Annotated in this window: 11 protein-coding genes and 1 pseudogene; 10 read left to right on the top strand and 2 right to left on the bottom strand. The window is 62.8% G+C overall.

Translation table 11 applies throughout. The features are described 5' to 3' along the window. The first annotated feature begins 236 nt into the window (after positions 1-236). From ACFRAU_RS11230 to ACFRAU_RS11195, 8 genes and pseudogenes are all read left to right on the top strand, one after another. Positions 237-1,667 carry an aldehyde dehydrogenase family protein gene (locus ACFRAU_RS11230; RefSeq protein ID WP_377999958.1) on the top strand — a complete coding sequence of 477 codons (1,431 nt, stop codon included), beginning with the start codon at positions 237-239 and terminating at the stop codon, positions 1,665-1,667. A gap of 24 nt (positions 1,668-1,691) precedes the next feature. Next, entirely contained in the window at positions 1,692-3,641 is a 1,950-nt protein-coding gene (gene iolD / locus ACFRAU_RS11225) for a 3D-(3,5/4)-trihydroxycyclohexane-1,2-dione acylhydrolase (decyclizing) (RefSeq protein WP_377999957.1), read from the top strand. Further along, a complete protein-coding gene (locus ACFRAU_RS11220; protein WP_377999956.1) occupies positions 3,638-4,411 on the top strand; it encodes an HpcH/HpaI aldolase/citrate lyase family protein in 774 nt (257 codons plus the stop codon). The genes iolD and ACFRAU_RS11220 overlap by 4 nt, the downstream gene beginning before the upstream one ends. A 68-nt stretch (positions 4,412-4,479) precedes the next feature. After that, entirely contained in the window at positions 4,480-5,406 is a 927-nt protein-coding gene (locus ACFRAU_RS11215; RefSeq protein WP_377999955.1) for an NAD(P)-dependent oxidoreductase, read from the top strand. Between the two features lie 62 nt (positions 5,407-5,468). Then, a pseudogene (locus ACFRAU_RS11210) lies at positions 5,469-6,959 on the top strand (CoA-acylating methylmalonate-semialdehyde dehydrogenase); the annotation flags it as partial. 509 nt (positions 6,960-7,468) lie between these two features. Continuing rightward, positions 7,469-8,497 (top strand): Gfo/Idh/MocA family protein, encoded by a 1,029-nt coding sequence (locus tag ACFRAU_RS11205; RefSeq protein ID WP_377999954.1) that lies wholly within the window; start codon positions 7,469-7,471, stop codon positions 8,495-8,497. A gap of 327 nt (positions 8,498-8,824) precedes the next feature. Continuing rightward, positions 8,825-11,227, top strand: a complete 2,403-nt coding sequence (ppsA, locus tag ACFRAU_RS11200) for a phosphoenolpyruvate synthase (protein WP_377999953.1) — start codon at positions 8,825-8,827, stop codon at positions 11,225-11,227. Beyond that, positions 11,228-12,070, top strand: coding sequence for a pyruvate, water dikinase regulatory protein (locus tag ACFRAU_RS11195; protein ID WP_377999952.1), 843 nt, complete (start codon positions 11,228-11,230; stop codon positions 12,068-12,070). 57 nt (positions 12,071-12,127) lie between these two features. On the opposite strand, the gene ACFRAU_RS11190 is transcribed toward ACFRAU_RS11195, so the two are convergent. Both ACFRAU_RS11190 and ACFRAU_RS11185 read right to left on the bottom strand, forming a co-directional pair. Next, a complete protein-coding gene (locus ACFRAU_RS11190; RefSeq protein WP_378000033.1) occupies positions 12,128-12,547 on the bottom strand; it encodes a Gfo/Idh/MocA family protein in 420 nt (139 codons plus the stop codon). 77 nt (positions 12,548-12,624) lie between these two features. After that, positions 12,625-13,581, bottom strand: a complete 957-nt coding sequence (locus tag ACFRAU_RS11185; protein WP_377999951.1) for a LacI family DNA-binding transcriptional regulator — start codon at positions 13,579-13,581, stop codon at positions 12,625-12,627. Between the two features lie 294 nt (positions 13,582-13,875). Between ACFRAU_RS11185 and ACFRAU_RS11180 the strand changes: the two genes are divergently transcribed. Together ACFRAU_RS11180 and ACFRAU_RS11175 are read left to right on the top strand one after the other, a co-directional pair. After that, a complete protein-coding gene (locus ACFRAU_RS11180) occupies positions 13,876-16,305 on the top strand; it encodes a glycoside hydrolase family 2 TIM barrel-domain containing protein (protein ID WP_377999950.1) in 2,430 nt (809 codons plus the stop codon). Positions 16,306-16,397: 92 nt separating this feature from the next. Next, positions 16,398-17,738: an MFS transporter gene (locus ACFRAU_RS11175; RefSeq protein WP_377999949.1), complete on the top strand. Its 1,341-nt coding sequence runs from the start codon at positions 16,398-16,400 to the stop codon at positions 17,736-17,738. Positions 17,739-17,758 lie beyond the last annotated feature (20 nt).

Genomic DNA, 17,758 nt, shown 5'->3' with positions numbered 1-17,758 from the left:
CAACCGGCTACTTATCCACGGCTCAGACGGGTACGAGCTGTGCGTGGACAAAGGTGATGTTCCATATCTGGACCCCGCCACCTGGGACCCGGAAACCCTCTGATGCGGCCGCACATCGAGCCCACAAACCCGCCCCACCCGGTTCCTGCCTTGGACAGTCAACGCTCGTTACCGCGGGACCCGCTGCCCGTGAAGAACCGGGCACCCCATCACTTAGTTAGGAACGTGGAGTAGCCATGGAAATGTTAATCGCCGGAACTTGGCGTGGTGCCGCTGACGGCCGTGAAGAGGAGGTTCGTTCGCCGTTTGACGGCAGGACGATCGATACGGTCCCGGTTGCAAGCGTTGAGGACGCGCGGGATGCCTTGGACCGGGCTGAGATCGGTGCGCAGTTGCAGAGGTCGACCCCGGCGCATGTCAGGGTGGATATTCTGCTGCGTGCTGCGGCCCTGGCGGACGAGCGGGCCGAGGACATCGCCCAGACCATCAGCGCCGAGACGGGCAAGCCCATCACCGAGGCACGGGGTGAAGCCGGCCGGTCAGGGAACATCATCAGGTTGGCGGCCTACGAGGGCAGCCAGCTGTACGGCTCGACGCTGCCGTTGGACGCCAACGCCGGGACGGGTCTAGACAAGATCGGTTTCACGCTGCGGCAGCCGGTGGGCATCGTCGTTGCCATCACGCCGTTTAACTACCCGGCCCTGCTGGTCCTGCACAAGATTGCACCGGCGCTGGCAGCGGGTAATGCCGTCGTGCTCAAGCCCGCCCGGGCAACGCCGCTGACGGCGTTGAAGCTCGCGCAGTGTTTTGTCGACGCCGGTCTTCCGCCGGAAGCACTATCCGTGGTCACCGGACCCGGCAGCTCCCTGGGCGACGTCCTTGTGACGGACCCGCGGGTCCGCAAGGTCTCCTTCACCGGATCAACAGCTACCGGAACCCGCATCAGCTCCATCGCCGGGGTGAAGAAACTCTCCCTGGAACTGGGGGCCTCCTGTCCGGTGATCATCCTGCCGGACGCCGACCTCGAACTGGCCTCCACCGCCGTGGCGGCAGGCGGTTTCATCAACGCCGGACAAGTGTGCATTTCGGTGCAGCGGGTCATCGTCGACAAGGGCATCGAGGCGGACTTCCTGGATGCCCTTGTTCCGAAGGTGGAGGCGATCGCCGTTGGTAACCCCAAGGAAGACGACACCAGGCTTGGCTCGCTGATCTCAGAGGAAGAAGCATCCCGTGTCCACTCCTCGATCACCGAGGCACGTCATTCCGGTGCCCGCGTCCTCACCGGCGGTGACCGCGACGGGGCGGTGGTGACCCCAGCGGTCGTCGCGGGCGTTGACCCGCGGTCACCGCTGAGCCGCAACGAACTGTTCGGACCCGCCGTTGCTGTCTCCTCGGCCCCGGATATGGCAGCCGCCGTCGCCATGGCCAATGACAACGACTACGGCTTGGGCGCAGGCATCTTCACGAAGGACGTGGCCGCGTCGGTGCAGGCCATGCGGCAGATCGATGCAGGCAACATCCACATCAACTGGTCCCCCCTGTGGCGGGCCGATCTGATGCCCTACGGCGGTCTGAAAGGCAGCGGGATCGGCAAGGAAGGCGTCCGTTCCGCCGTCCAGGAAATGACCGAAGAGAAGACAGTCGTCCTGCACGGACGCCCCTGGTAACCACGACTAACCGGAATTAAGGCAATGACCACACCAACGCAGACCATCAGGCTCACCACCGCCCAGGCGGTCATCAAGTACCTCTCCGTCCAGTATTCAGTGGCCGACGGCGTCCGCCGCCGCCTGGTCCCTGCAGCACTGGGGATCTTCGGGCACGGCAACGTCGCGGGCCTCGGACAGGCGTTCGATGAACTGGCCGACGACATGCCGTTCATCCAGGGCCGCCACGAGCAGTACATGGCCCATATCTCCACCGCCTATGCCAAGGCGAGCCGCCGCCAGGCAGTCCTGGCCGTGACGGCCTCGATCGGCCCCGGCGCCCTGAACCTCGTCACCGCCGCCGGCCTGGCAACCGTGAACAGGATCCCGCTCCTGCTGCTGCCCGGTGACACTTACGCAACCCGTCACCAGGGGCCGGTGCTGCAGCAACTGGAACACCCCACCGAAGCAGATGCCACAGTCAACGATTCCTTCCGGCCCGTGTCACGGTTCTTCGACCGGATCACCCGCCCGGAACAGCTCCTGACAGCGCTGCCGCAGGCCATGCGGGTCCTCACCAGCCCCACCGACACCGGCGCCGTGGTCGTTTCGCTGCCCCAGGACGTGCAGTCCCACGCCTACGACTTCCCGGCCGCCTTCTTCGAACCCCGCGACTGGAAGATCCGCCGCACCCTGCCCGACCCGGCAGAAATCACTGAGGTTGCCGGGCTCATCCGCGCAGCCAAGCGTCCGGTGATCATCGCCGGCGGCGGCATCCATTACTCCGACGCCCACGCCGCCCTCGAAGCCCTCGCAGGGCAGGCGGGCATCCCTGTCGTTGAAACCTTCGGTGGCAAGGGCGCCGTGACCAAGGACGAATGGTGGCAGGTCGGCGGCGTCGGGCTGGAAGGGAACTTCGCCTCCAACGCCCTGGTCAAGCAGGCCGACCTCGTTATCAGCGTCGGCACCCGCCTGACCGACTTCGCTACCGGCTCCCAGTCCATCTTCGAGAACCAAAACGTCAGGTTCGCGTCCCTGAACATTGTCGACGCCGACACCCGCAAGCAGGGCGCCACCGGCATCCTCGCGGACGCACGGCTCGGGCTCGAAGCCTTGGCCCAGGCACTGGAGGGCCACACCACCAGCGAAGCCTGGCAGGACACCGTCCACACCGAGAAGGCCCAATGGGCTCCCATCCGGGCCCAGTGGCTCGACGCCGACGCCGCCTTCCGCCCCGAGGACCACCCCGACGCCCCGGTCACCGGTGCAGTGCTGACACAGCCGCAGCTGATCGGACTGATGCAGGAGCACGCCCGCTCCGGCGACACCATCATCGCAGCCGCCGGGGGACCTCCCGGTGACCTGCAGAAAGTCTGGGACGCCACCGGCAACCGCAACTGCCACCTGGAATTCGGGTTCTCCTGCATGGGCTACGAAATCGCCGCAGGCATGGGCGTCCGCCTCGCCGAGGGCAACAACGACAACCGCGTGGTCACTTTCATCGGCGACGGAACCTTCCTCATGGCCCCCACGGAGATCGTCACCGCGGCCCAGGAAGGCCTGAACGTCACGGTCGTCGTCTCCGAAAACCACGGGTACCAGGTCATCCACCGGTTGCAGATGAACCGCAGCGGCAAGGAATTCGGCAACGAATTCCGTTACCGCACCACCGGCGGAAGCGTCGCCCTCGACGACGCCCCCAAGGCACGCCTGGACGGCGACTACCTCAAAGTCGATCTCCGACAGATCGCCGAAGGCCTGGGTGCACTGGCCATCCGCGCCACCACCGCGGCAGAGGTCAGAGAAGCTCTCGCGTCCACCCGTGATGCCCAGGGACCCGTCGTCATCGTGGTCCCCACCGTTCCCCACGTGGACCTGCCCGGCGGAGACGTCTGGTGGGACGTAGCCCCGGCAGAAGTATCTGGCCAGGAATGGGTCAACAAGCTGCGCTCCGAATACGAGCAGGCACGCGGCCGCCAGCGGTGGTTCGGATGACCCAGGGACCCCTGAACGCAGGCCAGCTTCGCCGCCGATTGGCCGCCGGTGAAGTCACCGTCGGCACCTTCGTCGGGCTGGCATCGGCCACCGCCACCGAGGTCTGCGCGGCATCAGGAGCCGACTGGGTACTGATCGACCTTGAACACGGGTCTGGGGGAGAGGACGCCGTCCGTGAGGGCGTCATCGCCGCCGGAGCCTACGGCGTACCAGCCATCGTCCGGGTTGAATCCGGAGACCGGATCCGCATCGGCCGCGTCCTGGACAACGGGGCGGCCGGCATCATGGTTCCCCGGTTGAACAGCGTCGAACAAGCCCAGGACTCCGTCCGGCACCTGCGCTACCCGCCCCACGGAGACCGCGGCGTGGCCACCTATAACCGCGCCTGCCGGTGGGGCATGGACCGGGAACCCCTGACGGCCAACGATCAGGAAACGGTGGGCATCATGCAGATCGAAACCCTCGAGGCCCTGGAAAACGTCGAAAACATCGCAGCGCAGGAAGGAGTCGACGTCATCTTCGTCGGCCCCCTGGACCTGTCCTACGCCCTGGGAGTACCCCTCCAACTCGACAGCCACATCTTCCAGGAAGCACTCGCCCGGGTCATCGCCGCAGCACAGCTGCACAACAAGGCAGCAGGAATCCTCGCAGTCGACGGCATGGGCGCGGCAAAATACGTCCGCCAAGGCTTCCGGTTCGTCGCCATCGGATCCGACTCCACCATCATGGCCGCAGCCCTCCGCGACGCCTTCGACACCGCCCGCAACTGACCACCACCAAAAGAAACCGGTCCGCCTTCAAGCCGGGATTGCGGCCCCACAACACCTAAGGAAACACGATGTCCCACCCCGTACAAATCTTCGTCGCTTTGGGACCAGTCGACGAAGGAACAGTGGTGCCGCTGATGGGTCCGAACCAGAAGTTCATAGCTCATCCGAATGATGACGACCTCGCCCGCGCCAATGCGGCCATTGTTCGTGCCGCCTATCGAATCGACGGCGCTGTCTTGGATCGTATGCCTGAACTGCGCGTCTTGGCGAGAACTGGGGTGGGAACCGATCTGGTCGACGTGGCCGAGGCGGAACGACGCGGTATCCCCGTGGTCATCACACCCGGAAGCAACACGTCCTCGGTGGCGGAAGGCGTTTTTACACACCTGCTGTCACTCGTGAAGCGGCTCAGTGAGCTCACCAGCATCGTCAGAGGTGGACGTTGGAATGAGCGCGACAAGATTTTGGTCGGTGATTTGGAGGGCAGGACGCTAGGGATCGTAGGGTACGGGCGGATAGGCCGAAGAGTGGAGCAAATCGCCCTCGCGTTCGGTCTCCGCGTGCTGGCCTACGACCCATTCGCGGAGATTCCAGAGCAAATAAGACGCACCAATATCGACGACCTTGTTCAGGAGAGTGACTTCGTCACGCTTCATATCCCACTAACTAAAGAAACAGCCGGAATGTTCAACTCGGACCGGCTGGCGTTGGGACGCCCGGGAAGCATCCTGATCAACTGCAGCCGGGGTGGGCTAGTCGACCTAGATGCCGCCTTGACAGCACTAAGGTCCGGGCAACTTGGAGGGCTCGGACTCGATGTTTTCGATCCGGAACCTCCCGCTCATCATCCGATATTCGACCATCCACGGGTCTGCCTCTCCCCGCACGTAATGGGCTTCACGCAACAGAGCATGGCAAATACTGTGCGCGACGCTGTCCTCGGAGCTCAAGCTGTTCTGGACGGCCGCCGTCCGCTGGCAGAAGCCAGAGCCTGAGCACATTACCGAAGCCAATCCCCCAAAGCGAACACCACCGTTTACTACAGGAGCAATAAGAAATGACCGTCATCAATCACTTCATCCGCGGTGCCGAGGCTTCAGGTACGGGCACCGACACGAAGCCCGTGTACAACCCTGCCACCGGCCAGGTCACGGCCGAGCTGCGCCTGGCCAGCCGTGAGGACCTGGATGCCACCGTGGCCATCGCCAAGGAAGCTGCCAAGTCGTGGGGCGACATTTCCCTGGCCAAGCGCACCGCTGTCCTGTTCAAGTTCCGCGAGCTCGTCGCCACCCATGTGGACGAACTGGCCCATCTGATCACGTCCGAGCACGGCAAGGTCCTCTCCGACGCCAAGGGCGAGATCGGCCGCGGGCTGGAAGTCATCGAGTTCGCCTGCGGCATCCCGACGCTGCTCAAGGGCGAATACTCGGACCAGGTCTCCACCGGCATCGATGTGTTCTCCTTCCGCGAGCCGATCGGCGTCGTCGCCGGCATCACCCCGTTCAACTTCCCGGTCATGGTGCCGCTGTGGATGGCCCCGATGGCGATCGCCACCGGCAACGCCTTCATCCTCAAGCCCTCCCACCGGGTTCCGTCCGCCGCGATGCTGCTGGCAAAGCTCTGGAAGCAGGCCGGCCTGCCCGACGGCGTCTTCCAGGTCCTCCACGGAGACCGTGAAGTCGTCTCGGGCCTGCTGACGCACCCGGACGTGGACGGCATCTCCTTCGTTGGCTCCACCCCGGTCGCCAAGCACATCAACGAAGTGGCCACCGCACACGGCAAGCGGGTCCAGGCCCTCGGCGGAGCGAAGAACCACGCCATCGTCATGCCTGATGCCGACCTGGACAACGCAGCCGATCACCTCGCCGCCGCCGCCTTCGGCTCCGCGGGCCAGCGCTGCATGGCGATCTCTGTCGCCGTGGCAGTCGGAGACGCCGCCGACCTGGTGGTCAAGAAAGTCGAAGAACGGGCACTCGACGTCCGAGTCAAGAACGGCACCGAACCGGACGCCGACATGGGCCCGGTCATCAGCTCAGACTCCAAGAACTTCATCGTCAAAACCATCTCCGAGGCCGAAGCAGCGGGTGCTGCGATGGTGGTCGACGGCCGCGACCTGGTCGTCCCGGGCCACGAGGAAGGCTTCTGGGTCGGCCCCACCGTGATCGACCACGTGAAGACCGAAATGAGCGCCTACACCGAGGAAATCTTCGGACCGGTCCTCGTTGTCGTCCGCGTCCAGGACCTGGACGAAGGCATCAAGCTGATCAATGCCAACCCCTATGGCAACGGCACCGCGATCTTCACCTCCTCAGGAGCGGCAGCCCGAAAGTTCCAGCGCTCCGTGGATGTCGGAATGATCGGCATCAACGTGCCACTTCCCGTTCCGGTGGCCTACTACTCCTTCGGCGGCTGGAAGGCTTCCCTGTTCGGTGACAAGCACATCTACGGTCCCGAAGGCGTCTCCTTCTACACCCGCGGCAAAGTCATCACCTCCCGCTGGCCCGAAGCAAGCCACGCCTCCGGCGCCTCCTACAACTTCCCCTCCAACTCGGAAGAGAGCCATGCAGTACGTCATCACGGCATTACAGACGGACTTCCTGACGAACTGTCAGAAGGTGAAGACGCGGTTCCAGGCCGAGCCGATGACGACAGCGAAGGGCGGGGCCGGCGCGACTGAACCTGTCACGTCGATGCTTCTTAAAGCCCACCCACGCTTTCGCGCCGGTAGGTTGCACGGCTGACCCAGGCACCACTGCCCCGGCATGCATCGAAAGGACCGTGCCGGGGCAGGTCGACGCTCGCCGAAAGAGTCTGCAACGTCCGCCCCGCTGCCCCCTGTGTCCCAAGCATTGGAACAGAATGGATGCCCAACCCCAACCTAAGCGTCATATCCCGTCCGTGACTGCGAGCTAATGTGGCAGACCATCCGGGCGAGTATGGGTGACCCCGCTGCCGCACTGCGCCGGCATGGGAAGCCCGAAAGGAAAGAGGGCCGCTCCCCGGGTGATCTTTCCCAGCGGACCGGAATCGTGAAGTGTCGGAGGAAAACAGAAGAAAATGGCAATTCGAATTGGCTTGGTCGGCTACGGGCTGGGCGGGAGAGTATTTCACGCACCTTTTATCCAGGCGTCAGACAAATGCGAACTTGTCGGTATAGTGACCCGCTCGCCGCAAAGGTCCCTTCAGGCGGCGGAGGACTGTCCTGGTGTCCAAATCCACCCCTCGCTCAAGTCGCTGGTGAGGGCTGGCGTTGACGCGGTCGTGGTCACGACTCCGCCAAGCACTCGGCGGGAACTTGTGATCGAAGCGATCGCATCCGGTGTCCATGTTGTCGCAGACAAGCCGTTTGCCCCATCCTCAAGTGGAGGGGAATATCTGGCCGAAGCGGCATGCACCGCCGGGGTGCTCCTCAACGTTTTTCAGAACAGAAGGTTCGACAGCGATATCGTCACCGCTCGATCGATTCTTCAAGAGGGAAAGCTGGGATCGATCCAAAGGCTCGAGCTACGATGCGACCAGGATGACCCGTCAACGCTCGATGCCGGACCCGCCGGCGGGCTGCTCCGCGATCTAGGCAGCCACGTCATAGATCAAGCCTTGCACCTCCTCGGCCCCGTGCGTGACGTAACTGCTTACCTCGACTGGTCACATGGGCCCAAAGGATCCACGAATACTGCATTTATGGTGAGCATGCGACATGCCTCGGGGGCACACTCTCACGTCTCAGCCAGTAAACTCAACCGCCTCGTGTCTAAAGAGCTCAGGCTGCTTGGAAGCGAAGGGTCATACGTCTCCAATTACAGCGACGTGCAATACGAAGCCATCCTTGCAGGCCGGCGACCCGCTAACGATCGCCCAAGTTGGGGGTTTGAAAGCGAACGACGCTGGGGCACACTGAGAGTCCGGGGCGAAGAACGGCGGATACCGTCCTGGCAAGGTGATTACACAACCTACTACGACGAATTTGCAGCAGCTATATCAACTGGCGCCCCGGGACCTGTTCCGGCCGGAGAGGCAATCGATGTGCTCCGCGTGATGGACGCTGCACAAGTGAGCGCGAACGAACAGCGCACGGTGTCGATTTGATGTGAAAGCAGCAGGTTGGGCGGAGACACTCGGACGATGCCACTCACCCCGGGAAGCAGACCGTGTGACGTTGGGCCAGCCGTCTCATGGACCGCGGGACGGGACAGGCAGAATCTTGACCGGGCTGGCTACTGTTGCCCACGTCCTCGGCAGCCACCAGCTAACGACGACGGCAGCATGATCCTGAATCGGCCGTTGCGTCTTTTCATTACAGACCTATATGTTGCAGGGATCACATCCGTTTGCTCTCGGAGAGACGCTGCCGCATCCTTTCATCACCCTATTTTTCAACGCTTGTCAGAGCGTGCCCAACGAAGGACACCATTTATGACTGACGTTCTCTGGTTCTCGGACCTTGGCCTGACCGACCTTGACCAGGTTGGCGGCAAAAATGCATCTCTCGGGGAAATGGTTCGTAGCCTCACCTCCGCAGGGGTGAAGGTCCCGGACGGTTTCGCCACCACGGCCGGTGCATATCGGCGGTTCCTCAGCGAATCGGGGCTGGATGCCCGGATTGAAAATATTCTGGACGGCCTGAATAGCGGCGACGTGGCCGCCTTGGCCAAGGTCGGCCGGCAGATCCGGGATTTGATTCGACTCACTGCGTTCCCCGCCGGTTTCGAGGAGGAAATTCGTGCCGCGTACTCCCGTCTGACGGAAGAACATGGCGGGGATGTGTCGTGGGCCGTGCGGTCGAGCGCCACGGCAGAGGACTTGCCGGATGCATCCTTCGCCGGGCAGCAGGAGACCTTCCTGAACATCCGGGGCATCGACAACATCCTCCTGGCGATCAAGGACGTCTTTGCCTCGCTCTACAACGACCGGGCCATCGCCTACCGGGTACACCATGGATTCACACATTCCGAGGTCGCGCTTTCGGCTGGTGTTCAGCGCATGGTCCGCTCCGACGTCGGCGCATCCGGTGTCATGTTCACCATGGATACCGAAACCGGATTCAACGACGCCGTCTTCATCACCTCCTCCTACGGGCTCGGCGAAGCAGTGGTGCAGGGCGCTGTGAACCCGGACGAGTTCTACGTACACAAACCCGCCCTGGCCGCGGGCCGGCCTGCAGTCCTGAAACGGGGGCTGGGGGAGAAGGCCGTGCAAATGGTCTACACCGACTCCCGTGAGGTTGGCCGGACCGTGGACTACGTCCCTGTCCCGCAGGACCTCAGGAGCCGTTTCAGCCTGACCGATGCCGAGGTGGAGCAGCTCGCCCGGCACGCCCTGGCCATCGAAGCACACTACGGCCGTCCCATGGATATTGAGTGGGGCAAGGACGGCCTGGACGGGGAACTGTACATCCTGCAGGCACGCCCCGAAACGGTCGAGTCCCGCAAGGCCGCCGGCAGCGTTTCCCGTTACACGCTGACCGAGCGTTCCACTGTTTTGGTGGAGGGCCGGGCCATTGGCCAGCGCATCGGCGCCGGGCAGGTACGGGTGCTGTCCTCGATTGACCAGATGGCCTCCTTCCAGGAAGGCGACGTGCTGGTGGCGAACATGACGGACCCGGACTGGGAACCGATCATGAAGAAGGCCGCCGCGATCGTGACCGACCGTGGCGGACGTACCTGCCACGCGGCCATCATCGCCCGGGAACTCGGCATTCCCGCCGTCGTCGGCACCGGCTACGCCAGCCAGATCCTCAAGGACGGCACCCCGGTCACGGTGTCCTGCGCCGAAGGTGAGGCCGGGCTCGTGTACGAGGGGTTGCTGGAGTACACGCTGCAGGAAACCAGCCTGGAGACCATGCCGGAAGCGCCGGTAAAGATCATGATGAACGTCGGCACCCCGGAACAGGCCTTCAGCTTCGCCCGGCTCCCACACCACGGCGTCGGCCTGGCACGCCTGGAATTCATCATCAACCGCCAGATCGGCATCCACCCCAACGCCCTGCTGGCGGTGGCCGGTGAGCTTGAGCGTCCCGCGGCGCTCGATGACTACACCGTGCGGCAGATCCGGGAAAAAACCGCAGCCTACGACGGTCCCCGGGATTACTACGTCCGGCGCCTGGCCGAGGGCATCTCGACCATCGCCGCGGCCTTTGCACCGGAACCGGTGATCATCCGGTTCTCGGACTTCAAGTCCAACGAGTACGCCAACCTCCTGGGCGGGCCGGCCTTCGAACCGGAGGAAGAGAACCCGATGATCGGGTACCGGGGCGCCTCCCGGTACCTCTCCGAGTCGTTCCGGCAGGCCTTTGAGCTGGAATGCGAAGCCCTGAAGTACGTCCGCAACGAGATGGGCCTGACCAACATCAAGCTCATGATCCCGTTCGTGCGCACCCTCGATGAGGCCAAGGGCGTCACCGACCTGCTCGCCGCGAACGGGCTGCGCCGCGGCGAGAACGGACTGGAGATCGTGATGATGTGCGAACTGCCCGCCAACGCCCTCCTGGCCGATGAGTTCCTGGAATACTTCGACGGGTTCTCCATCGGTTCCAACGACCTGACCCAGCTCACCCTGGGACTGGACCGCGACTCCGCGCTGGTCGCCGACGGGTTCGATGAACGCAATCCAGCCGTGACCAGGCTCCTGGAACTGGCCATCACCGCGTGCCGGGCCAAGGGCCGGTACGTCGGCATCTGCGGCCAAGGCCCCAGCGACCACCCGGACTTCGCCGAATGGCTCCTGGCCCAGGGCATCAGCTCCATCTCGCTGAACCCTGATGCCGTGACCGAGACCTGGCTGCGGCTCGCACGCACGGGCAGCCGCACCGCCTTCTAAATGGCCAACCAGCCCGCTGTGGGGGCGGACGGCGCTCCCGCCCCCACAGTGTTTTTCCTCTCCGACAGCACCGGCATCACCGCCGAAACCCTCGGCAACACCCTGCTCACCCAATTCCCCGCCCAACGGCTGGAGCGGCGGACGATCCCGTTTATCACCACCGTCGAGCAGGCACGCGACGTCGTGGCCACCATCGACCGGGTCGCTGCCTCCGGGCCCCGTCCGCTCGTTTTTTCAACGACCGTCAGCCCCGACGTCCGTTCTGTCTTGGCCCAAAGCGCCGGGCACTTCTTCGACCTGTTCGGCGCCCACGTCAGCCAGCTTGAGCAAGCGCTCGATTCCCCGGCCAACGGCCTGCCCGGCCAGGCACACGGCGTCGGCGACCAGGTGCGATATCAGTCAAGGATGGCAGCCGTTGAATACGCGATTGAACACGACGACGGCCAATCCCTCCGCGCGCTGGAACGGGCCGAACTGATCCTCATCGCCCCGTCCCGCTGCGGCAAAACACCGACCACCATGTACCTGGCCCTCCAGCACGGCATCCTGGCCGCCAACTTCCCCCTCGTGGAAGAAGACTTCGACACCATGGCCCTGCCCAAACCCCTGCTGCCGTTTGCGAGCAAATGTTTCGGCCTCACGTCCCAGCCGGTCAGGCTCAGCCAGATCCGCCAGGAACGCCGCCCCAACAGCAGCTATGCATCACTGCCCCAATGCACCTACGAACTGCGAAACGCAGAGGACATGTACCGGGCCAACAACATCCCCTACGTGAACTCCGCGTGCATGTCAGTCGAAGAAATCTCCGCCACAGTTCTCCAACGCATGCAACTTCACCACTGAAGACCTGACGCTTCAAAGCTCAACGCACGATTTGATGCGTGATTCTCCCGTCGAACGTCAACGGAGGCAACTGGCATGCACGGGTGTCTGCCCCAGCCGGCGATGCATTGGGTGGTAGTGGGTGTGATAGGCCTCCATCACTACGTGGTCCGCAGTCGCGGCGACCGATGCGACCTTCACCGCCGCTGCAGAGTTGCTGGCGAACGGCTTTTCGCACAGTAGGTGCTTGCCCGCGTTAATGGCGGCAATCGTCCATGCCGCATGCAGGGCCGCAGGCAACGGGACATAGACTGCGTCGATATCCGGGTCAGCCAGGAGGGACTCGTAAGAGGGATGGACCCGGCGGATACCGTGCTTGTCTGCGTATGCCCGCGCCCGGTGAGGGTCGCGGGCCGCGATAGCAGCCACTTGCACTCCGTCCACTTGGCGCGCCGGCACCAACAGCGCCTCTTCGGCTATTCGCGCAGCACCAAAAATCCCAATGCGGATATCCTGTTTCTGAAGTAATTACAGCCCTCGCAAGGGAATCCGGACTCCTGGAGTCAAAACTCGATCTACGTTGTTGCCCGCTGGATGAGGTCCATCTGGACCTCGATCATGTCTTCGCTGACGCTTTGTTTGACCAGCCGCTGGAGCACTGGCAGGAGTGAGGCCTGGGCGACGATCGCCGGGTCATATCCCATGGTGGTCAGAGGGGGGACGGTCAGCCGCGACATTGGAGTGTTGTCCATACCGATAAGAGCGATGTCATTCGGAATTTTCCACTCCTTCTCCGTGGCCGCAAAGAGGAGCGCAGTTGCCACGTCATCGTTATAGCAGGCTACGGCGAAACCCGGGCTTGCCAGTTCCTCCAGAGCAGATCGTGCGTCTTGAGGGGTGATGTCCAAGTGCAGGATGCGCGGTTCCTCCAGTCCGTTCAATCGGCATTCTTCGACAAAGGTCCGTTCACGGGGGCCACCGAATGGATCGCTGCGGGCATCACGCAGATGCGCGTAGGCAAGTTTCCGGTAGCCACGTCCGATCAAGTGCCGGGCCTGCAGCATTCCGATCTTGGCGTTGACGTCGGCGTTTTCGGATTCATCGGGCTCAATCAATTCAACACCCCGCCGCTTAAGCAGCTCCCGCTGCCCGCACGGCAACGCAGTGAGAGTAAGGACCGCCCGCGGCTTCATACCAACAACGAGCCGGTCCAGAGAAGCCTCTGTACGGGTGGACAGACGCAGAACCAGTGTGAGCCCTCGACTCGATAACTCCTCGGTAAGCAGCCCATAGATGTCCTGAAGGTTGCGACCAAACGTAGTATCGGGGATCAGCGCGATCACGATGTCACTCGAACCGCGGGCAAGCGTTCGGCCTGCCACCGACGGCTCGTAGCCCAGTTCGGCTACGGCTTCCGCTACTCGCGCTCGGGTTTCGTCCGAGAAGTACTCTGCGCGGCCATTGAGGATCTGGCTCACGGTGGAGCGCGAAACGCCGGCACGTGTCGCCACATCCTGACTTGTTGAGATCACCTCAGCCGCCTTTCCTGCATTCTGGTCATCTCCATCATACCCTTGACGCGCGACAATAAGGCTTTCCTCCGTCCTCGGTCGGGGGGAGTGCGCTTTTTGACGTGCCGCCCCCGTGGGATCCAGCGCGAAATTATCAACTGATCCCCCTCCGAGGCACTGTCGGCAAGGTCTATTGACGCGCGTCAACAATCGTGCTTTTCTTATTGACGCGCGTCAACACCACGAAGACAACGAAGTTTAAGGAGTGCCATGTCAAGGGACCTATTCAATGAAGGATGGGCCGTCCGCACTAAGGTGAGCGCCTTCGCAGAGCTGAGCGGCGCCGACTCTGAGTGGGCGGACGTTACTCTTCCGCACGACGCACTGATTTCGACGGAGCGCTACGGCGACGCACCCAGCGGAGCGGCCGGCGGCTATTTCCCCAGCGGCGCTTTTGAGTACCGCAAGACTCTTACCGTGGATGAGGCGGACCTGGGAAAGGTCTTTATCCTGGAATTCGACGGCGTCTACCGGGACGCGATGGTTTACGTCAACGGCGCACTGGTTGGCCAGCATGCCTTCGGCTATTCACGATTTACCGTGCGGATCGACCCTTTCCTCCGGTTTGGGTCTCCCAACGAGATCAGGGTGGCATGCAGGGCGCATCAGGACAGCCGCTGGTACACCGGCGCTGGCATCTACCGGGACGTGCATCTGATCGTCAAAGAGCCTGTCCACATCGCCGTCGACGGAGTCCGGATTACAACCGACGATCTGGACAGCGGCCGGGCAATCGTTGAAGTCGCTGCCGAGATTACCAACTCGGGCGCGGTCACGACCACCGTCGACCTTAGGTCATCTGTCAATGAGGAGGGGATTGCGGAGGTAGCCAGCGACGTTTCACCCATCACCCTTCTTCCGGGCGCATCAGCAGTGGTCCGGCACCGGCTGTACGTCGACAATCCGGCGCTGTGGAGTGTAGACCTGCCATCGCTGTACACCTGCGTTCTGCAGATCCGAGACGGCGGCCGTGTTATCGACAAGGAGAGCATTCAATTCGGCATTCGCCGTATTCAGGTGGACCCCAAACAAGGGCTGCGGATCAACGGCGAGGCGGTAAATCTTCGAGGCGCCTGCGTGCATCATGACAACGGACCTCTGGGTGCAGCCACCATCGCTGCAGCAGAGGAGCGCAGGGTGCGTCTGTTGAAGGAAGCCGGATTCAACGCGATCCGAAGCTCGCACAACCCAGCCAGTTCGGCATTGCTCGACGCGTGTGACCGTCTGGGAATGCTTGTTATCGATGAGGCGTTCGACATCTGGACCTCAAGCAAATCTGATTTTGATTACGCCAGCGATTTCGTTCTGTGGTGGGAACGTGACTTGGAAGCGTTGGTCGCCAAGGACGTCAACCATCCCAGCGTGATCATGTACTCGATAGGCAATGAGATCCCGGAGACCGGTGCCCGCGACGGTGGGATCTGGAGCCGGCGTCTGGCCGAAAAGATCCGATCTATCGACCGGAGCCGGCCCATTACCAACGGCGTCAATGGGTTCGTGTCGAGCCTGGACATGGTGCTTGCAGGGATGAAGCAGCAAGCTGGGTCTGACGGGCCTGGGGCTGGTGTGAACGGAATGATGACTCAGGTGGGGGACATGATGAACATGATTTCCGCCTCCGAGATGGTGAGCGAAAGGACCGCGGAATCCTTTTCCGTGCTCGATGTCGCAGGGATGAACTATGGTGACGGCCGCTACGTCCTGGACAAGACGCTGTTCCCGAACAGGGTCATCGCCGGTACCGAGACTTTCCCGGGCCAAATAGCCAAGAACTGGGACCTCGTCAAGGCCAACAAGCACGTAATTGGGGACTTCGCCTGGACGGGCTGGGATTATCTCGGCGAAGCCGGGCTCGGCTCTGTCGGCTACGCGGACGACTCCGGGAGTTCCGCGATGGTCGCCCGGCCATATCCCTGGCTATCCGCCTGGACCGGGGACATCGACATCACGGGCGAGAGGCGCCCGGCGTCCTACTACCGCGAGGTCGTTTTCGGGCTTCGCTCCAGTCCCTACATTGCCGTCCAACGGCCCGAGTTCCACGGTCGCGTTCCCCTTACGACGCCTTGGTCCTGGAGCGACGCTATTGGGAGCTGGACTTGGGAAGGGTTTGAGGGACGGCCAGTCCATGTGGAGGTCTACTCGGACGCCGAGGAGGTCGAACTCGTTCTTAACGGCAGGTCGGTGGGGAGGGTATCTGTTGGATCTGACCTGGCGTTCCGGGCGGACTTTGAACTCACCTACGAACCCGGCCAGCTCACCGCGATCGCCTTTTCAGGCGGCAAGGAGCAGTCCCGGACAAGTTTGAACAGCGCAGCCGAGTCCCTGCAACTCCAGGCCCATGCTGACCGCGATGTCCTGAATTCGGGCACGGGAGACCTGGCCTTCGTCCGCATTGCCCTCACGGACAACGGCGGCGTTGCTCACACCGGCAGGGACCGTACGGTCACGGTCATGGTCAGTGGAGCGGGGGTGCTTCAGGCGATCGGTAGTGCCAACCCGGCGACGGATGAGAACTTCGCAGGTCCCAACAGAACCAGCTTCGACGGGCGTGCCCTCGCCATCATTCGCCCGATCGGAGAAGGACCTATCGATGTGGCCATTGATGCTGACGGCTGCCAGACGGTCACGCTCCAGCTAATGTCCGTTGCCCGCGTACCGCGCGATGACCGGATGCTCGTTTCCTAAACCCCGCCTACCGCACAGCCCCCACCAATCCACCGATAACCCGCGCTCAACTAATCCATCAATAACCAAAGCTCAAGACAACGGAGTCATCCATGAAAAACAATGACATTCCCCCGACGACCGCTACGCTCAGTGGCGGTCCGGCTGAGGCAGAAGAAGAACGCACTCTTCTGACGCAACCCAAAGAAGCCAATGACCTGCCCAAGGTAGGGGCGAAGTACATCTGGTTCATCCTCCTGGGTCTGTTCGGTGCCTACATCGCTCTGGTTACGCCCATGGCCCTGTCCCTGGCTATCCGCATTAAGGAACTTGCACCGAACAACGAGGAGTACCTCGGCTATATCATCGGCTCGGCCGCGGTTATCTCCCTGTTTTCCGGCCCCATCGCCGGAGTACTGAGCGACCGCACCTGCACCCGCTTTGGCCGCCGGCGCCCCTGGCTGGTCGGCGGCGCCATTCTTGGCACCCTGGGCCTGTTTGTCATCGCCACCTCACCCAACTTGTGGATCGTCGCTGTTGGCTGGGTGATCACAACCCTGGGCTGGAACACCGTGATCGGCAACTTCACAAACTCACAGGCTGACCGGCTCCCGGAGTCCCAGCGCGGAAAAGTCGGCGGGCTCGTCGGATTCATCACCATGGCGGCTCCCGTCGCTGGCTCGATCCTCGGCGGCATGCTCGCCACTGACGCCGTGCTGCTTTTCATGGTCCCTGGCGTGATCGGCGTGATCCTCGTTCTCCTGTTCGCCTTCGTCGTCCGCGAAGAAGACAGCCGGGGACGGATCTTCACTGACAAGCTTGACCTGCGCCTTGTTCTGTCCAAATTCGCCTACAACCCCCGCCAGTACCCGGACTTCTCATGGAACTGGCTCGGACGGTTCCTGTTCTACTTCGGTCTAACACTCAACTCCACCTTCACTGCGTTCTACTTCGCGCAGCGGCTGAACCTAGAGGTCACCCAGATCGGCGGACTGGTCGCCGTTGCGGGTCTCCTCGGCGTAGCAGCTGTGATCGCCGGATCAATTGGCGGCGGTTTCCTGTCCGACAGGCTGCGCAAGCGTAAGTCATTCGTTCTGACTTCGGGCGCGATGTTCTCTGTTGGGGCCGTCATCATGGCCCTGTCTGACAACCTCCCGATGCTCCTGGTCGGTTCGGCGATCACCAACCTGGGCTTGGGCATATTCTCTGCCGTTGACCAGGCGCTGGTACTGGACGTACTCCCGGAAAGAGATACTGACGCTGGCCGGTTTGTAGGTATCAACGGGCTTGCCAATTCCCTTGCCCAGTCCGCCGCACCTCTGGTCGCTCCGCTGATCCTGGGGATCGGAGCGACCTCCGCAGCAGAAAAGAGCTACTCGCTGCTCTACTTCACCGCGGCCGCTTTCACCGTCGGCGGCGGCCTGGTCGTCCTGAAAGTCAAAGCCGTCCGCTGACCTGCCCACCGGCCCGCCTA

This window comes from Arthrobacter sp. NPDC056691 (genome assembly GCF_042791415.1).
Taxonomy (GTDB): Bacteria; Actinomycetota; Actinomycetes; order Actinomycetales; family Micrococcaceae; genus Arthrobacter.
This window is presented reverse-complemented; position numbering and strand designations above follow the sequence as displayed.

What these genes read in the sequence shown, in the direction of transcription:
- ACFRAU_RS11230 (WP_377999958.1), top strand. Translation starts at nt 237, where the DNA reads ATGGAAATGTTAATCGCCGGAACTTGGCGTGGTGCCGCTGACGGCCGT.
- iolD (WP_377999957.1), top strand. Translation starts at nt 1,692, where the DNA reads ATGACCACACCAACGCAGACCATCAGGCTCACCACCGCCCAGGCGGTC.
- ACFRAU_RS11220 (WP_377999956.1), top strand. Translation starts at nt 3,638, where the DNA reads ATGACCCAGGGACCCCTGAACGCAGGCCAGCTTCGCCGCCGATTGGCC.
- ACFRAU_RS11215 (WP_377999955.1), top strand. Translation starts at nt 4,480, where the DNA reads ATGTCCCACCCCGTACAAATCTTCGTCGCTTTGGGACCAGTCGACGAA.
- ACFRAU_RS11205 (WP_377999954.1), top strand. Translation starts at nt 7,469, where the DNA reads ATGGCAATTCGAATTGGCTTGGTCGGCTACGGGCTGGGCGGGAGAGTA.
- ppsA (WP_377999953.1), top strand. Translation starts at nt 8,825, where the DNA reads ATGACTGACGTTCTCTGGTTCTCGGACCTTGGCCTGACCGACCTTGAC.
- ACFRAU_RS11195 (WP_377999952.1), top strand. Translation starts at nt 11,228, where the DNA reads ATGGCCAACCAGCCCGCTGTGGGGGCGGACGGCGCTCCCGCCCCCACA.
- ACFRAU_RS11175 (WP_377999949.1), top strand. Translation starts at nt 16,398, where the DNA reads ATGAAAAACAATGACATTCCCCCGACGACCGCTACGCTCAGTGGCGGT.